General features: G+C 68.3%; 7 protein-coding genes. 4 read left to right on the forward strand and 3 right to left on the reverse strand.

Annotated elements, in window-relative coordinates; all coding sequences use genetic code 11:
* Positions 1 to 8 precede the first annotated feature (8 nt).
* Entirely contained in the window at positions 9 to 2,672 is a 2,664-nt protein-coding gene (locus ABD978_RS43380) for a DEAD/DEAH box helicase (RefSeq protein WP_345367567.1), read from the reverse strand.
* A 576-nt stretch (positions 2,673 to 3,248) separates the two neighbouring features.
* Between ABD978_RS43380 and ABD978_RS43385 the strand changes: the two genes are divergently transcribed.
* The 4 genes from ABD978_RS43385 (at position 3,249) to ABD978_RS43400 (ending at position 16,835) form a co-directional block, all read left to right on the forward strand.
* Positions 3,249 to 4,199 (forward strand): HNH endonuclease, encoded by a 951-nt coding sequence (locus tag ABD978_RS43385; RefSeq protein ID WP_345367569.1) that lies wholly within the window; start codon positions 3,249 to 3,251, stop codon positions 4,197 to 4,199.
* A gap of 348 nt (positions 4,200 to 4,547) precedes the next feature.
* Positions 4,548 to 9,749, forward strand: coding sequence for a DEAD/DEAH box helicase (locus ABD978_RS43390; RefSeq protein WP_345367572.1), 5,202 nt, complete (start codon positions 4,548 to 4,550; stop codon positions 9,747 to 9,749).
* Positions 9,750 to 9,783: 34 nt separating this feature from the next.
* The gene (locus tag ABD978_RS43395; protein ID WP_345367574.1) at positions 9,784 to 12,699 is read left to right on the forward strand and encodes a helicase-related protein; all 2,916 of its coding nucleotides are present in this window, start codon (positions 9,784 to 9,786) and stop codon (positions 12,697 to 12,699) included.
* Positions 12,696 to 16,835, forward strand: a complete 4,140-nt coding sequence (locus ABD978_RS43400; RefSeq protein ID WP_345367576.1) for an Eco57I restriction-modification methylase domain-containing protein — start codon at positions 12,696 to 12,698, stop codon at positions 16,833 to 16,835. Before ABD978_RS43395 ends, ABD978_RS43400 begins: the two co-directional genes overlap by 4 nt.
* A gap of 238 nt (positions 16,836 to 17,073) precedes the next feature.
* Here ABD978_RS43400 and ABD978_RS44160 read toward each other — a convergent pair whose 3' ends face one another.
* On the reverse strand, positions 17,074 to 17,205 hold the full coding sequence (locus ABD978_RS44160) for a DUF397 domain-containing protein (protein WP_425550829.1): 132 nt from the start codon (positions 17,203 to 17,205) through the stop codon (positions 17,074 to 17,076).
* Complete coding sequence (locus ABD978_RS43405; RefSeq protein WP_345367578.1) at positions 17,202 to 18,083, reverse strand: helix-turn-helix domain-containing protein; 882 nt, start codon at positions 18,081 to 18,083, stop codon at positions 17,202 to 17,204. Before ABD978_RS43405 ends, ABD978_RS44160 begins: the two co-directional genes overlap by 4 nt.
* Between the last annotated feature and the right edge of the window lie 206 nt (positions 18,084 to 18,289).

Here is an 18,289-nt window from a genome sequence, read left to right on the forward strand (position 1 = left end):
CGATCCGGTCAGGTCTCGGCGGCGGCGCGCTCGGCGAGGCGTTGGCGTTCGGCGGCGACGACCTGGCGGACGAGTTCGGCCTCGGACAGGTCCACCGCCTCGGGAGTGGAGTCGGCCAGGTCGCTGACCCGGGCGAAGTCGTCGAACAGTCGCTTCTTCCGCGCCAGCAGCTCGACGATCCGCTGGTCGACGCTGTCCTCGGACAGCAGCCGGTGGACCTGCACCGACTGCACCTGTCCCATCCGGTGCGCGCGGGCGATGGCCTGGGCCTCGCTCGTGGGCTTGAGCTGCGGCTCGCAGATGACGACGACGGACGCGGACTGAATGTTGAGCCCGACGCCGCCGGCCACGATCTGGGCGACCAGAACGGCCCCGTGCTCGGCCGACGAGAAGTCGTCCACGATCTGCTGCCGTTGGTCCGCCGGCACCGACCCCGTCAGGGGCCCGAACACCGGTCCCCGCAGCGATCGGGCGACCAGGTCCAGTACCTCCCTGAAGTAGGAGAACACGATGACCCGCCGCTCGTTCGCCTCCGCTTCGCGGACGATCTCGATGAGCCGTCGCATCTTCTGGGACCGGGTTCCCTGGAGCATGGCCGCCTGGCGCATCTCCATGAAGTTCGAACGCCGGACGGCGGTGCGATAGCGGTCGGTGTCGGCCGCGGACATGGGCAGCCATTCCTCGACCTCGATGAGCTCGGGAAGCTCGGTCAGCACGTCCTCCTGGTTCCGGCGCAGGTACGCCGGCGCGATCTGCCGCCGGAACTTCCGCGGCGACAGTCCCGTGGCATCGACGACGAGGTCGGGACGGACGTACGACGCCAGGTTGCGGAACTCGGCGACCCTGTTCTCCAGCGGCGTGCCGGTGAGGAGGATCGCGCGGTCGCAGCACGTGATGAGGCGCTTCGTCCTGACCGTTCGCTGGGCCTCCGGGTTCTTGATGTAGTGCGCCTCGTCGACCACGACGCACGCCAGATCGCCGATCTGCGCCAGAGTCGGCTCCCACCACGCCAGGGTCTCGTACGTCGTGACGGCGACGCCGCCATCACGCCTCCAGGCGCGGGCCGCGCGGTTGCGCTCCGGCCCGTGCACCCGGTGCGCCCGAAGCTTCGACTTGCCCGTCACCTCACGGATCCAGTTGGTCACCACCGCCGCCGGGCAGATGACGAGGAAGTGCGTCTCGTCCCGGCTGCGCAGGTGGGCGAGTACGGCAAGGGCCTCCACGGACTTCCCGAGGCCCATCTCGTCCCCGATGATCACCTTGCGCTGCACGAGCGCGAAGCGGGCCGCGAAGCTCTGGTAGCCGCGCAGTGACGCGGTCAGGTACTCGCCGCTGAGCGCCTGGTCGCGTACGGCCTTGACGATCTCCTCGGGGAGATCGCCGTGCACCGCGTCCTCGTCCTCGGTGAGGAACCCGAGCTCGGCGAGCATCGCGAAGTAGTCGGCGGGCCGGGCGAGGAAGTCCTCCCATGGGTCCGCGGCGACACTCTTCCGGCGGCCGCGTGTGGGGGAGTCGCCGAGCAGTTCGGCGCGCCGCTTGACGATGTCGATGCTCTCGCGCAGGTCCGCGACCGCGAGCATTCCCGTCGGAATCACCAGGAGATGACTCGTCCTGCGGCCGACCGCCGTCCGCAATGGCGCGAGCTCCGCCGCACGCTCGAGGTCGGCCGCCGCGCCACGGGTCTGCCGGTACGCGTCCCATTCGGCGAGGCGGCGCAGCAGCTCGGTGGTCTCCGGACGACGGTCGTCGATGTCGATCCGTACGGGCATCTCGTCGTACGTCGTCTGCCAGATCGTCTGTGCGGCTCCGAGCATGTACCGCGCCGAGGTCTCCCCGACGCCCGGGAGCGTCTGCAGGGAGCCGTCCCGGTCCAGCACCTCCTGCACCGTACGGATGCCCGCCTGGGTGAGCGCGCCCAGCCGGAGGCGTTCGCCGGTGGCCGCCTTCAACGCCTCGACCGGCATCTCCTGCAGCATCCGCCGAACGTCGGCGGCCCGGACCTGCTGCCCCGCGTGGAGCGCGGCCGAGCGGTACGAGGCTTCGCCAGCGACGGCACGGTCGATGGTGTCGAGCGCCTCGGCCAGGCCGTCGACGGCGGACCGGTCGAGCAGCTCGGGCTTCGGACCGCTCGACCCCGGCAGGAGGGAGAAGCGGAGGGCCGGGTCGAGCAGCGCCTCGTACCCGGAGTCCGCCCGGTCGACGGGCGCGGAGAAGACGCCGAGCTGCTCCAGACGCCGCGGCGCGTCTGCCTCGATGACCGTCGGATGCCGGCTGCGCAGGAACTCGGCTGCCTCGTCGGCCGTCTGCTTCTTCGCCGAGCCGCTGAGAAAGCGGCGTACGCCGAGCCCGCGGGCGACGTCCGCGAGAGCGCGGGGCACGTCTTCGGTGAGCAGCCGTAGCAGGGACTGGTCGGCGGATGTCGTCACCGGCAGGTTGGCGCGTTCCCGAAGGTGCCGGACGATACCGGCGTCGTCCTTGCCGAGCGGAACGACCCGCCAGGCGGACTCGCCCGTCCGGTCGATCACGAGGCTGCGGGCGAGCAGATCCTGCTCGGCGCTGTCGGCGCTGTCCGAGATCGCCTGGCGCCAGGACCGTACGTCGGTGGCTTGTTCACTCCACCGCCGGAAATCCGCTACGAGGTGACGAACCTGTTCGCGCTCTGTTCTGTCCATGCCTCGCCACGGAGATGGTCGACGGGTCAGCTTGAGTGATGGTAAAGGAGAAACCTGCCACGGGGGACGCGACCTCCAAGGCCACAATCGGCGTCGATGTCGCGCTAACCAGCGATGTCGTGCTCGTCAATAGGGCCTGGCAGCAGGCCGTCGATCCGGAGGCGACGGGTGAGGCTCGGGGATCTCGTGTCCGATGTCTGGGTGTCCGGGTGACCGTCGGTCCCGTCGGCCTCGCACACGACCAGGTCCGGTGCGTCGCCGCCCCCTTCGCCGGCGTCGACTTCGGCGCCTCACCACCACGGGCATCGCCGCCGACTTGCCAGAGCCCCAGGTCGTTGGCGCCGCCCCCTCTTAGAAGAAGGCCGATCGAGCGGAGGCCGATCGATGTCGCTCCCGTGAGAGGTGCAAGTGCAGCGGGGTGGCCGTCCCTCCGACGTTTCGGTAGGACTGTGAGGCAAAATGCTGCCGAAACGTTCGCACGATACTCGTCAGAGCCATCAGAAGGACGCATGCTGCCGCAAGAAGCAAAGTGTCCGATATTGGCGGAATGATCGTTGAGTTTGGATAATCCGATGAGTGAAGAAGGCGTGGGTCGGGGTCACAGACGGGTCGTGGTATCGGTTCCTTGCCGAACGCCCGGAGCTCGGTGAGGTCAACTTCTGGCGGCCGTCCAGCAAGGATGAGTTCAAGGCGCTCAACCGAGGCGAACCGTTCTTCTTCAAGACCAAGGCGCCGCACAACCGGATCGTCGGTGGTGGCTTCTTCAGCGGCTTCGAGCGGTTCCCCCTGTCGGAGGCGTGGGACCTGTTCGGCGAGGCCAACGGCGCGGCGAGCTTGGATGAGCTGCGGCAGCGCCTCAACGCGAACCGGAGAAGCAACCCGATCGCGGTCGGTGACGATCCGGTCATCGGATGCATCCTGGTGCGTGACGTGCGCTTCTTCCCCGCAGGGCAGGAGGCCGACCCGCCCCAGGACTTCGCACGCAACCTCGTGCAGGGGAGGGGGTACAAGCTCAAGGAACACCCGGAGGCCGCCTACCTCATTCGCCTGGCCACTCGACTACTCGGATACGACGTCGAGATAGACGACTCGAAGCCATGGCATCTACCCGGGCCTGTACTGGGCGACCCTCGCCTGCAGCCTCGCCGCCTCGGGCAGGGCTCGTTCAAGACGGCCGTGCTCGAAGCGTACGGTCGGCGGTGCGCGATCACGGGCAGTCGGATCCGTCCGGCCCTCCAGGCCGCGCACATCCTCCCGGTCAGTAAGGGTGGTCTGCACAGCCTGGACAACGGCCTGCTGCTGCGTGCGGACGTGCATGTCCTGTTCGACAAGGGCTACCTCAGCGTGGACCAGGGTTACCGGCTCAAGGTCAGTCCACGGCTTCAAGCGGACTTCGAGGACGGCGAGGAGCTCTACGCGCGAGCCGGTCAGCCGATCGCCCTGCCCCAGCGTGCCGCTGACCACCCCAACCGGGACTTCCTCGAATGGCATGAGACGCGCATCTTCAAGGCGTCACGACGGGGCTGATCATTTTTCGGGAAGTTTCCCCAGGTCAGGGTGATAGTGGTTGATTGTGTCAACCGATCTCGAGAGCTCGGCGTCTGATTCACGTGAGCGGGTTGGGTTGTTCTCGCGTGTCGACGGTTGTCGATATCCGGCATTGAAGTTCCGTAGTTCGGCCGCGAAGGCTTCCCTCTGCTCCTGTCCTGGTATGCGCTCGTATCGACGGTTTGTGGCCTCCGAATAACATTTCGAGGTCTAACTATCGACGATTCGCGCCTTTCTCGGTAACTTGCGTGACGAAGTCGCTGCGGGCGGAGGATGTCGGGGCATCCCGGAGGATCGCAGGCGTGCGCGGGGTGCAAAGGGGAGTGTGTGGACGTCTTTCGGGTCCATGGCCAGCTCATCGACGACTACCGAGCGTTCACCTCTGGTGCCGTCAGCGTCAGGGACGAGAACATCGCCGCCAAGGTGCGCGAGGGTCTCGACGACGGCGAGCAGTGGCCGGATCCGTGGCTCTCCCTCAACCCCAGCTTCGAGAGCGGCGGCACGGTCTCGGACCTCGTCAAGGCGGGCGTGCTTCACCCCGAATGCGAGCGGATCTTCCGGAGAGACAAGCCCGAGGACTCCCTCGATGGTGAGCCGATGGAGCTCTACCGCCACCAGCGCGACGCGATCGAGGCCGCCCGCACACGGGAGAGCTACGTCCTGACGACCGGCACCGGATCGGGCAAGTCGCTCGCCTACGTCGTCCCCATCGTCGACCGGGTGCTGCGCGAGCGCGATCAGGGCATCCGCGGCGGCGTCAAGGCGATCATCGTCTACCCGATGAACGCGCTGGCCAACAGCCAGCGGGAGGAGCTGGCCAAGTACCTCCGCCACGGCTACGGAGAGGGCCGCGAGCCCGTACGGTTCGCCCGGTACACCGGCCAAGAGTCTGAGGCCGAGCGCCGGGACATCCTGGACGACCCGCCGGACATCCTTCTGACCAACTACATGATGCTCGAGCTGATGCTTACGCGTCCGCGCGAGCGGAAGGGCCTGATCCGGGCCGCCGCGGGCCTGCGGTTCCTCGTGCTCGACGAGCTGCACACCTACCGTGGTCGGCAGGGCGCCGACGTGGCGATGCTGGTACGCCGGGTCCGTGACGCGTGCGAGGCTCCCGACCTGCAGTGCGTCGGCACGTCCGCGACCATGGCCAGCGGCGGCAGCACCGAGGACCAGCAACGCGACGTCGCCGACGTCGCGAGCAAGGTATTCGGCGTCCCGATCGAGCCGGACCGGGTCATCGGCGAGACGCTGCGGCGGGCCACGGAGGACGGCCGGCACGACCCGGCGGAGCTGGCGGCCAAGGTCGCCGAGCCGACGTCCAAGGCGACGTACGACGAGCTGACCCGTGACCCCCTCGCTCGCTGGATCGAGTCGACCTTCGGCCTGGACACCGAGAAGGGCACCGGTCGGCTGATTCGCCGCCGCCCCACCACCATCCGGCGGGCCGCCGCCGACCTGGCGGCGCTCACCGCGAGGGACGAGAGCGACTGCGCCGAGGCGATCAAGACGACGCTCCGGGCGGGCGCCGAGGCCCTGCATCCCCAGAAGAACCGCGCGCTGTTCGCCTTCCGGTTGCACCAGTTCCTGTCCAAGGGGGAGACGGTCTACGTCTCACTCGAACCCGAGGACACCCGCCACATCACCCGCGACTACCAGCTCTGGGTCCCGGGCGAGCCGGAGAAGCTGCTGCTCCCGTTGGCCTTCTGCCGCCAGTGCGGCCAGGAGTATCTGTCGGTCGCGCGGGACGACAGCGGCGGCCGGCCGCGCATCCGGCACCGCCGCGATGAGGACGGTGAGGCCGGGTACCTCTACATCTCCGAGGCCGCCCCGTGGCCGGACAGCCTGGTCCAGGCCCTGTCCGAGCAGCGGCTGCCCGACTCCTGGCTCACCGTCGACTCCGGCGGCAACCCGGAGGTCATCTCCTCCCGGCGCAAGTACGTGCCGCAGGTCCTGAACGTCCTGCCCGACGGGACGATCCTCGACCGCGACCTCGGCGGCACCGGTGGTGTACGGGCGGCGTTCGTTCCGACGCCGTTCGGGTTCTGCCTGAGCTGCGGCGTCGCGTACGACCAGATGCGCGGCAACGACTTCGGCAAGCTGGCCCGGCTCGACCAGGAGGGACGCAGCTCGGCCGTGTCGGTGCTGAGCGGCAGCGTGGTCCGCAGCCTTCAGGAGATGCCGCCGGAGGAGCTGAGCGAGAACGCCCGCAAGCTGCTGACCTTCGTCGACAACCGGCAGGACGCGAGCCTGCAGGCCGGTCACTTTAATGACTTCGCCCAGGTCGCCCAGTTGCGGGGCGCGCTGTACCGGGCCGCCGTCGAGGCCGGTGACGAGGGCCTGTACCACGAGACCGTCGCCCAGGCGGTGACCGCCCAGCTCGACCTCACCCACGCCGACTACGCGGCCAACCCCGATGAGCTGACGACCCAGCGCAGGCGTACCGAGAAGGCGCTGCGCGACGTCGTCACCTACCGGCTGTACGTCGACCTGGAACGCGGCTGGCGGGTCACCATGCCCAACCTGGAGCAGACCGGCCTGATCAGCATCGACTACGCCGACCTCGACGAGCTCGCCGCGAAAGAGAACGTGTGGGACGGCACGTACGGTCCGCTGCGCACCGCCGACCCCGAGTCGCGCGCGGAGCTGATGCGGATCCTGCTCGACGAGATGCGGCGGGTCCTGGCCATCGATGTCGACTGCCTCACCGACCTCGGGTTCGAGGAGATGAGCCGGCTGTCGCGGCAGCTGAAGGACCCGTGGGCGCTCGCCGAGCGGGAGAAGATGGCGCCGGTCGGCACGGCGTTCGCCCGGTCCGGCCGGGCCGGGGGCAGCCGCAGCGAGCTGAACCTTTCGGGCCGCAGCAGGTTCGGCCGGTACCTGCGCCGGCCGGGGCGCTTCCCCGCCTGGACCGACCGGGTCGACACCGACGACGCGCAGCGGATCATCTCGGATCTGCTGAAGGCCCTGGCCGTGCACGGGCTGTTGACCGAGGTGGTCCAGCCCCGGGACGGCGGCGCACCCGGTTATCGGATCAACGCCACGGCGATCGTCTGGCGGGCGGGCGACGGCGAGTACGGGGTGGCCGATCCGCTGCGCTGGCAGTTCAACGGCACCGACAACCGCCCGCGCGTGAACCCGTTCTTCCGGAATCTGTACCGGAACCGGTCGCGGGGCTTCGCCGGCCTGTTCGCCCGGGAGCACACCGCGCAGGTGCCTGGTTCGGTCCGGCAGGACCGCGAGCGGGCGTTCCGCGACGCGAAGCTGCCGCTGCTGTACTGCTCGCCGACGATGGAGCTCGGCGTCGACATCGCAGGCCTCAACGCCGTGACGATGCGGAACGTCCCGCCGACGCCCGCGAACTACGCCCAGCGCAGCGGCCGGGCCGGCCGCTCGGGGCAGGCGGCCCTGGTCACCACGTACTGCGCCAGCGGCAACAGCCATGACCGGTACTACTTCCGGCGCTCGGACGAGATGGTGGCCGGTGCGGTGGCCCCGCCGCGGCTCGACCTGAGCAACGAGGACCTGATCCGCTCCCACGTCCACGCCATCTGGCTCGCGGAGACGGACCTGCCGCTGGGCCGGGCGATGCCCGAGCTGATCGACCTCTCCGACGAGCGGAAACTGCCCTTGCACGGCCACGTCCGGGACCAGCTCCGTGATCCGCAGGCCCAGGACCGCGCCCTGCGCCGTGCGCAGCGGATGCTCGCCGGCCTGGAGGACATGCTCGACAAGGAGACCTCCTGGTGGGACGACGAGTGGCTGGAGAGGGTCGTACGGTCGGCGCCCGGCGCGTTCGACGCCGCCTGCGAGCGGTGGCGTGACCTCTACCGCAAGGCCAAGACCGAGCGCGAGACCCAGCACCTGCGCGCCGACGACTACACCCTGACGACGGAGGCCAGGAACCGCGCCAAGCGCCGCCGCGCCGAGGCCGAGACCCAGCTGCGGCTGCTGCGCAACGAGCAGGACGGCGAGATCCTCTCGGACTTCAACCCGTACCGGTATCTCGCCTCCGAGGGCTTCCTGCCCGGCTACTCGTTCCCGCGGCTGCCGCTCGCCGCGTACATCCCCGGGCGCGGCGGTCTGAAGGCCGACCGGGACGGCGACTACCTGCAGCGTTCCCGCTTCATCGCGATCCGGGAGTTCGGCCCCGGCGCGCTGATCTACCACGAGGGCAGCACGTTCCAGGTCAGGCGCGTCCAGGTGCCGACCGAGGCCAGCGGCGAGGTCGCGACGGGTGAAGCGCGTCGGTGCGGTAACTGCGGCTACCACCACACGCCCGTGGTGGGCACCGACCGCTGCGAGATGTGCGACATGCCGCTGCCCACGGTGGTCAGCGGGTTGATGCAGTTGCACACCGTCTTCACCGAGCGCCGCGAGCGCATCAGCTCCGACGAGGAGGAGCGCCGCCGGGCCGGGTTCGAGCTGGAGACGTCCTATCGATTCCAGGACCACGGCCGGCGGAAGGGGCGCCTGGACGCGGTCGCGGCCGACGAGGACGGCCGCGTCGCCGAGCTCAGCTACGGCGACAGCGCCACGGTCCGCGTCGCCAACCTCGGATACCGGCGGGGCCGGAACGGCGAGACTGGTTTCTGGCTCGACACGGTCAACGGTCGCTGGCTCCCGTCGCGGGACCCCAAGAAGCCCACGCCGGGCACCGAGATCACCGACGAGGAGACCGGCCTGGCCGACGGCGAGACCGAGGACACCGTACGACGCCAGCGCGTCATCCCTTACGTCGAGGACCGCCGCAACATCCTGGTGCTCACCCTCGCCGAGCCGGTTCCAGTGGAGGTCGCGACGTCGCTGCAGTACGCGCTGGAACGCGGCATCGAGGCGGTCTTCCAGCTCGAGGACTCGGAGCTGAACAGCGAGCCGCTGCCGCCCGACGCCGGGCCCGACCGGATGCGCATGCTGTTCATCGAGAGCGCCGAGGGCGGCGCGGGCGTGCTGCGGCGTCTCCAGGCCGAGCCGGGGGAGCTGGCGCGGGTCGCGCGGGAGGCCCTGCGCATCGCGCACTTCGACCCCGGCACCGGGGCGGACCTCGGCGGCCCGCTCATCCGCACCCGCTGCGAGCGCGGCTGCTACGACTGCCTGCTTTCTTTCAATAACCAGGGCGTCCACCACCTGATCGACCGGCGTACGGTCCGCGATCTGCTACTTCGTCTGGCGGCGGGCCGTGTCCGGCGCAAGGAGGACGCCGAGCAGCTGATCGAGAAGGCCGGCAGCCGCCTGGAGGGCGAGCTGATCACCTGGCTGAGCAACCGCGGCTACCGGCTGCCCACCGAGCAGCAGGTGCTGGTCACCGAGGCCGTTGCACAGCCCGACTACGTCTACCGGCTTCCCGGGGCCAAGGTCGCGGTGTTCGTCGACGGCCCGGCGCACACCGGCCCGGTGGCCGCCCGTGACGCGGAGGCCGAGGAGCGTCTGATCGACGCGGGCTGGCACGTCATCCGCTTCCGCCATGACGACGACTGGGACCGCGTCGTCCGGGAGAACCGCAGCATCTTTGGGCCCGGCGAGAACTGAGCCACGGCGACCCCCCGAGAGGACACGTCACTTCATGAGCACGAACGCGCCGGAAGCCGTCCGATACGCCCCCGGTGCACTGGTACGCGCCCGGGGACGCGAATGGGTCGTGCAGCCCGGTTCGGACGCCGACCTGCTCGTGCTGCGCCCGCTGGGCGGCGCCCAGGACGACCTGGTCGGCGTGCTCCCGGCGCTGGAGAAGGTCGAGCCGGCCAGCTTCCCGCCGCCGACCGCCGACGACCTGGGCGACCAGTCGTCCGCCGGGCTGCTGCGCTCGGCGCTGCGCATCGGCTTCCGCTCCGGCGCGGGCCCGTTCCGCTCCCTGGGGCAGCTCGCCGTAGACCCGCGCTCGTACCAGTTCGTGCCGCTGCTGATGGCGCTGCGGCAGGAGACCGTACGGCTGCTGATCGCCGACGACGTCGGCATCGGCAAGACCATCGAATCCGGGTTGATCGCCGCGGAGCTGCTGGCGCAGGGCGAGGCGACCGGCCTGGCCGTGCTGTGCAGCCCGGCGCTGGCCGAGCAGTGGCAGGAGGAGCTGCGCGCGAAGTTCGGCATCGAGACCGAGCTGGTGCTGGCCTCCACCGTACGGCGACTGGAACGCTCCCTCGACGTCGGCGAGTCGCTGTTCGGCCGGTACCCGAACGTCATCGTCTCCACCGACTACATCAAGAACCCGAGACACCGCGACGAGTTCGTCCGGCACTGCCCGGACCTGGTGATCGTCGATGAGGCGCACACCTGCGTCCCCGCCGCGACCGGCGGCCGCGACGGCAGGCAGCTCCGCTACGACCTGGTCCGGCAGGTCGCCACGAAGCAGACGGCCGACGGCCGGGACCGTCACCTGGTGCTGGTGACCGCGACCCCGCACAGCGGCAAGGACGAGTCGTTCCGCACCCTCCTCGGCCTGCTCGACCCGGAGCTGGAGACCGTCGAGCTGGACACCGAGGTCGGCCGCCGGAGGCTCGCCCGGCATTTCGTCCAGCGCCGCCGCGCCGACATCCGCACGTTCATCGGCGAGGAGACCCCGTTCCCCAAGGACCGGGAGAGCAAGGAGATCTCCTACAAGCTGTCCGACGACTACCGGAAGCTGTTCGAAGCCGTCCTGGACTACGCCCGGGAACAGGCGCTCGACGAGAGCGACGGCGTCGTACGGCAGCGGGTCCGCTGGTGGTCGGCGCTGGCCCTGCTGCGCTCCCTGGCGTCGTCGCCGCGCGCCGCCGCGCAGACCCTCCGCACCCGCGCGGCGAACCTGGAGGCGACCTCGAAGGAGGAGGCCGACGCGCTCGGCCGCGCCGCCGTCCTGGACCTCACCGACGACGACTCCACGCAGGTCATCGACGCCGCGCCCGGCGCGGACACCGAGGACGGCGCCGGCGGCGCCCCGCAGCAGCGGCTGCGCCGGCTGGCCAAGCAGGCCGACGCCCTGGAGGGCAAGGCCGACTGCAAGCTCACCGAGCTGACGACCATCGTCAAGGACCTGCTCAAAAAGGGCTACAACCCGATCGTCTTCTGCCGCTTCATCCCCACCGCCGAGTACGTCGCCGAGCACCTCGCCGCCGCCCTCGGCAAGAACACCGCCGTCGCCGCCGTCGCCGGCACCCTGTCCCCGGCACAGCGCGAGTCCCGCGTCCAGCGCCTGGTCTCCGGCGCCACCGCCGACGACATCGAGGACCAGGAGCCGCCGGAGCGCCGGGTGCTGGTGGCGACCGACTGCTTGTCGGAGGGCGTCAACCTCCAGGAGGGCTTCGACGCCGTCATCCACTACGACCTGGCCTGGAACCCGACCCGTCACGAGCAGCGGGAGGGACGCGTCGACCGGTACGGCCAGCGCCGCGACGTCGTCCGCGCCGTCACCCTGTACGGCGCGGACAACCAGATCGACGGCATCGTCCTGGACGTCCTGATCCGCAAGCACGCCGAGATCCGCAAGGCCACCGGCGTGTCGGTCGCGGTCCTCGACGAGTCCGACAGCGTGATCAACGCCGTCCTCGAAGGGCTCCTGCTGCGCCGCGAGGACGCCGAACAGCTCACCCTCGACCTCGGCGTCACCTCTCGGCGCGACGACCTGCACGCCGAGTGGGTCAGCGCCGCCGAACGCGAGAAGGCGTCCCGGGCTCGTTTCGCCCAGCACGCCATTCGCGCCGAGGACGTGGCCCGCGAGGTCGCCGAGGTCCGCGCCGTGCTCGGCTCTGGCGCGGAGGTCACCGAGTTCACCAAGACGGCCCTGGTCATGCTGCGCGGGCAGATCGCCCCCGCGGCCGACGGCGGCTTCACCGCCGACACCGCCGGCCTGCCGTCCGCGCTCCTCAGCGGCCTGGAATCCGTGCTGGGCGCCAAGCACACGCGCAACATCGCCTTCCACCCGCTTCCACCGGTCAAACGCGGTGAGGCCGCGCTGACCCGTACGGACGCGGCCGTCGGCACCATCGCACGGTTCGTCCTGGACGCCGCCCTCGACCCGAAGCTCGACGGCTGGCAGCGACCGGCCCGCCGCTGCGGCGTCATCCGTACGAGGTCGGTGTCCAAGCGCACCACCCTGCTGCTGGTCCGCTACCGCTTCCACCTGTACCTGCCGACCCGCGACGGCGGACGCCGCCAGCAGATCGCCGAGGACGCCCGCGTGCTCGCCTTCCGCGGCAGCCCCGCCAACGCCGAATGGCTCAGCGAGGACGAGGCCCTGGCCCTGCTCGAGGCACGAGCCGACGAGAACACCGCGCCGGAGTTCGCCCGCTCCACCGCGACCCGTGTCCTGGACGGCCTGGACGCCATCCGCCCCCACCTGGAGCAGTACGGCGGCGACCTCGCCGACGCCCTGCGCGCGTCGCACGCGCGGGTCCGCGAGGCCGTCGGCGCGATCCGTCGCGGCCTGCGCGTCGAAGCCGAACCCGACGCCGACGTCCTCGGCCTGTACGTCTACCTGCCGATCACCGGAGAGGTCTCTCGATGAGCCGCACCAGCACCCTCCCCGTCGGCGTCGCCTCCGTCGGCGGCCTGCTGCCCGAAGAGACGCTGCGCCGCCTGTCCACCGGCAACAGCCTGTCCGGCACCGCGCCTGCCGCGTACCACCTCGGCAAGGACGAGACCGTGGTCGACGCGGCCGAACGCGCCTGGACGTACCTGCGCGGCCGGTACGCGTCGTTCAAGGACCAGCTCGCCAAGCTCCCCGAGGACGACCCGGCGATCGGCGTAACCCGGGAGTACTGGCTGGGCCGGCTGTTCCAGGAGCTCGGCTTCGGCCGCCTGCTGCACACCCCCGCCGGGGGACTGACCAGCGACGACGGCGAGAAGCAGTTCGCCATCAGCCACCAGTGGCAGCACGTCCCGATCCACCAGCTCGGCTGGGGCGTCGCCCTTGACCTGCGCACCAAGGGCGTGCCCGGCGCGGCCGACTCGGCCCCGCAGTCACTGGTGCAGGAGTACCTCAACCGCAGCGACGCCGCCCTGTGGGGCATCGTCACCAACGGCAGGCTGCTGCGGGTGCTGCGCGACTCCAGCGCGCTCGCTGGCTCCGCGTACGTCGAGTTCGACCTGGAGGCCATCTTCGAGGGCGAGGCGTTTGATGCCTTCGTGCTGCTGTACCGCGTCACCCACGTCTCCCGCTTCGAGACCCAGGGCGAGGACGCCGGCCCGGCATCCTGCTGGCTGGAGAAGTGGCGCCAGGAGGCCATCGACTCCGGGCTCCGCGTCCTCGACCAGCTCCGCCTCTCGGTCAAGGCGGCGATCGAGGCCCTGGGTACCGGCTTCATCCAGCACCCCGACAACGACGTGCTGCGTAAAGCCCTGGCCGACCGGGACAACACGGAGGTCACCCCGGAGACGCTGCACCGCGCGCTGCTGCGCGTCGTGTACCGGCTGCTGTTCCTGTTCGTGATCGAAGACCGTGGTGTGCTCTTCGCGCTGGACACCCCGGTCGCGGCGCAGGACCGGTACATGGCGTTCTTCGCCACGGCGCGGCTCCGCCGTCTGGCCGCCCGCCGTCACGGCGGCCCGCACTCCGACGAGTGGCAGGCCCTCAGCCTGGTCCTCGACGGCCTCGGCCGGAAGGACGGCCTGCCCGAGCTCGGGGTACCCGCCCTGGGCGGGATCTTCAAGCTGACCGATGCCGACCGGCCCCTGTTCGGCTGCGCGCTCGCGAACGAGCACCTCTTCACGGCCGTCCGGTCGCTCTCGCGCGTACGGGACCTCAAGGCGAAGCGAATCCGCCCGGTCGACTTCCGGCACCTGGGCGCGGAGGAACTCGGCTCGGTGTACGAGTGGCTCCTGGAGTACGTGCCGAAGCACGACGCGGCGCAGCGAACGTTCACCCTGCTCGAACTCAGCGGCAACGACCGCAAGAAGACGGGCTCGTACTACACACCGACGTCGCTCGTCGACTGCCTGCTCGACACGACCCTCGACCCGGTGATCGACGACGCCTTGAAATCCGCCCGGACGAAGGAGGAGCAGGAGAAGGCGCTCCTCGCGTTGACCATCTGCGACCCGGCCTGCGGCTCCGGTCACTTCCTGGTCGCCGCCGCCCGCCGCATCGCGAAGCGCCTCGCATTCGTCCGTACCGGTGACCCCGAGCCAGGCATCGAAGACGTACGGCACGCGCTGCGGGAGGTCGTCTCGCAATGCATCTACGGCGTGGACCTCAACCCGATGGCCATCGAGCTGGCCAAGGTCTCCCTCTGGCTGGAGGCGGTGGAGCCCGGTAAGCCGCTCGGCTTCCTCGACGCCCACCTCAAGGTCGGTAACGCGCTGCTCGGTACGACCCCGAAACTGCTGGCCGGCGGACTCCCGGACGACGCCTTCAAGCCGATCGAGGGCGACGACAAGAAGTGGGCCGCAGCTCTTAAGAAGCGAAACAAGGCCGAGCGCGAGGCGTGGGGGAAGCGAGCCTCGCAACTACAGGGCAAGCTCTTCGACGACTTCGGTCTTCGGTCGGGCAACGCGGACTTGGTCGAAGCGGCGATCGGCATCACTAGGGCCGGCGACGGCACCTGGGCCGACATCGAGGCCCAGGAAGAGGGCTTTCAGGCCCTCCAGGAGTCGGCGGCATACGTCGACAAGAAGCGTGTCGCCGACGCCTGGTGCGCCGCGTTCGTCTGGTGGAAGGTCGAGGACAAGGGCTACGTCGGCACCCGGCGACACGCGCCCGCAATCACGATGGACAACCTGCTCGACATCAAGCGCGGCGCGATCGCCCCGGAGATCGGCGCTGAGCTGGAGAAACTCACCGAGCAGTACCGCTTCTTCCATTGGCACCTGGAGTTCCCCGAGGTCTTCGGCGTGCCCAAGGACGAAGAGGCCCCGGGCGTTGACGAGCGAACAGGCTGGACCGGCGGCTTCGACTGCGTCCTCGGGAACCCGCCGTGGGACAAGGTCGACTTCGAGGACAAGAAGTACTTCAGCGTCGTCGACCCCTCGATCGCCGCCATTGCCGGCACCGCACGCCGTACGCGCATCACCGAGTGGATCGAGGAGCACCCAGAGGAAGGGGCGCGTTACGTGGCGGCGCGCCGCACCGTGAAGGCCACATTCCACTTCGCGAGCCAGTCCGGAGTTTTCCCGCTATGTGCGAAGGGGTTGACAGTCAAAGGTGTTAACTCTCTTCAGACCGATCAGCTGTTCGCCGAAAGCTTCGCGTCTATAACCGGGCCGGTAGGTCGCTTCGGCTGCATCGTCCCCACGGCCATCGCCACCGGAGCGGGAGCCCAACATCTCTTCCAAGATTTCACGAGGCGTGGTGCGATTAAAGCCCTGTACGACTTCGAAAATCGCAAGCCGCTCTTTACTGCAGTGCACTCAAGTTACAAATTCTGCATACTTTCTTCGGTGGGTCGAGCCTTGCGTGAACCCATGGCGAAGCTGGCGTTCTTCCTGTACGACACCACCGATCTGGACGATGCGCGCCGTGTCTTCGAGCTCAGCCCGGATGAGATCGCCCTTATCAATCCGAACACCGGAACCCTCCCCATTTTTCGCTCCCGCCACGATGCCGACCTCACCGCGTCGATTTATCGCCGAATCCCGGTCCTGTGGAACGATATGGCTCCGGACGGCAACCCTTGGGGGATCGCCTTTAAGCGTCTTTTTGACATGACCGACGACTCTCATCTCTTCCAAAAGAGGGGAGAGCTGGAAGCTGCAGGGTGGGAGCTTAAGGGTAATGTGTTCGTACGAGGCCGAGAACGTATGCTGCCGCTGTACGAGGGAAAGATGGTGCACCACTTCGACCATCGCTGGAATTCGTATGCCGGAACGGGTGAAGATGACCTTCGCCCACTGACTTTGGCCGAGAAGCGAAATCCTAGCGCTACAGCGGATCCTCGGTACTGGATCGCCGAATCCGATATTCCGAGCAAGGGTAAAAGCGGTGACTCCGTCCTGCTCCCTGGAGTCGCTGCCCGCTTGGCGGACATGGAGTGGGAAAGGGGTTGGCTCTGCGGATGGCGCGACGTCTGCAGAGCGACTGATGAGCGGACAGCCATCCCAGCTTTCATTCCCCGGGCTGCTGTGGGCCATAAGTTCCCACTGATGCTATCAGATCAGGCGCCGACCCTTATTGCAGTGCTCATCGCCGTACAGAGTTCCTTGCTATTTGATTATGTGAGCCGTCAAAAAATAGGTAGCACAAGTATGGGATTGTTTATTTGGAAACAACTTCCTGTGCCCACACCCGGTAGCCTCGCGGCCCATGTCACTTTCCTTATTCCTCGCGTCCTCGAACTAGTCTATACGACGTACGATATGGCCCCGCTAGCCCGTGATCTAGGTGACGCTGGCAGGGCTCCATATCAGTGGGACGAAGACCGTCGTGCGGTCATTCGCTCCGAGCTGGACGCGTACTTCTTCCATCTCTACGGAATCGCTCTGGGTGACGTGGATTACATCATGGAGACTTTCCAAACCGAGAACGGTGGTCTCAAACACAACGACATCGCCAAGTACGGCACGTACCGAACGAAAGACCTGGTCCTTGATGTCTACCAGCGTATGGAAGCCGGAGGTGCCAGTCTCAGCACTCCGCTTGTCGATGGCGAGAATTTCGTATCCGTCCTTGATCCACCACCCGGGCATGGGCCGCGGCATCCAGCGTAGACCCGTGTAAGACGGCGAAGCTGACCAACTGGCCGCGCTTGGCGGCATATGCCACCTGAACGTCGTCACGTCGGCGATCGCAGCGGATCATCTCGCGAGCGAGCGCCCTCTTGGTAACTGGTGTGGTACAGCGTGTGCACGTCGGCCAGACCCCGGCGAAAGACCTTCACGTCCGGGTCGCCTACATGCTTGGCGGTTGAGGCCTCTCCAACGGAGCTGTCGCAACTCTGCAGGGCGCTCAAGCGTTGCCCGAGGGATCCAATATGGCGTCGACCTTGGGGCTAGGGTTAACGATGCTGGCTACCTCGACACATGACTCGTTCGGCTCGCTACGGTGTGACTTCTGCCAGGTGACGTTGCTCATGTTCATGTACTGAGTCCTACACCGCTGCTGATCTGTTCAGCAAGGTCGTGCAGGAAGGTGAGGCTGCTGACTTCCGACAGTGATTCGTTTCGTACGTACTCGTATCTGCGTATGTAGCGCGTCACCTTCTCAGATCCCGTGTGGAACAGATCGTTCGCGACGGTCGTTTCGACAACCATTGCTGGATCGGCTGCGTCCAGAAAAGTGAACAGAATGAGCTGCGACCTCGGCATCAACGACTTGACCATCCCGGTGACCAGGGGGAAGACGCGCACCGCTACGCGTGGCTGGGTCTCGGCGATTTTGATGACGTGGTGGAGCTGGGCGTACATCACGTCGGGTGGAACGCTGAAGCGGCGGAGGCCGACCTCGTCGAGGATGACCTCGTACTCGGGACCGTCGGGGCGGAGGACGGTGCGTTGGCGCAGAAGCCGGGCTTCGACGAGGCGTTCGGGGATGTAGGTGATCGGGCCTTCGGCCTTGGCGTGCTCGATGAGCGCCCAGGTGTAGTCCGGGGTCTGTAGGATGCCGGGCATTGCGCCGGGTTGGTACTCGCGGATCGTCTTTGTGCCCGACTCGATGTCGGCGTACAGACGCTGTCGGTCGCCCATCGCGTCGCCGTACGAGTCCCACCAGCCGCGTTCGGCGGCGTCGCGGGCGATCTTGACGATCTCGTGCCACTTCTCGCCGGTGACTCCTAACACGTCGAGGATCTTCATCACTTCGGCGAGGTCGGGGCGGATATGCGCGTTCTCCAGCTTCGAGATCTTCATGCGTGACTGGTGGATCCGGCAGGCGAGTTGGTCGGCGGTCATGTCGCGTTGTTCGCGGATCGTACGCAGTTCTGCGGCGAGGCGTCGCCGGCGGACGAAGGGGCTGCTCATCGTCGACCTCCCCGGGTCGTCGATCAGGGGGTACTGAGGCTGATTACAGCATGTGTTGTTCGAACACGCTAAGGAATCGACGGACATTCGCGCTGGTCCGGTGCCCGGACCGGTGCGTAGCGCGAACGTTCGGCTCTGGAGCGCTCTTGCGCGATAGCGAGCAGCTCGGCGCGGTCGGCGCCGCAGGCCCCGTCGCTCGCCTGATC

It is taken from the genome of Actinoallomurus liliacearum (genome assembly GCF_039542035.1).
In the GTDB taxonomy this organism is placed as follows: domain Bacteria; phylum Actinomycetota; class Actinomycetes; order Streptosporangiales; family Streptosporangiaceae; genus Actinoallomurus; species Actinoallomurus liliacearum.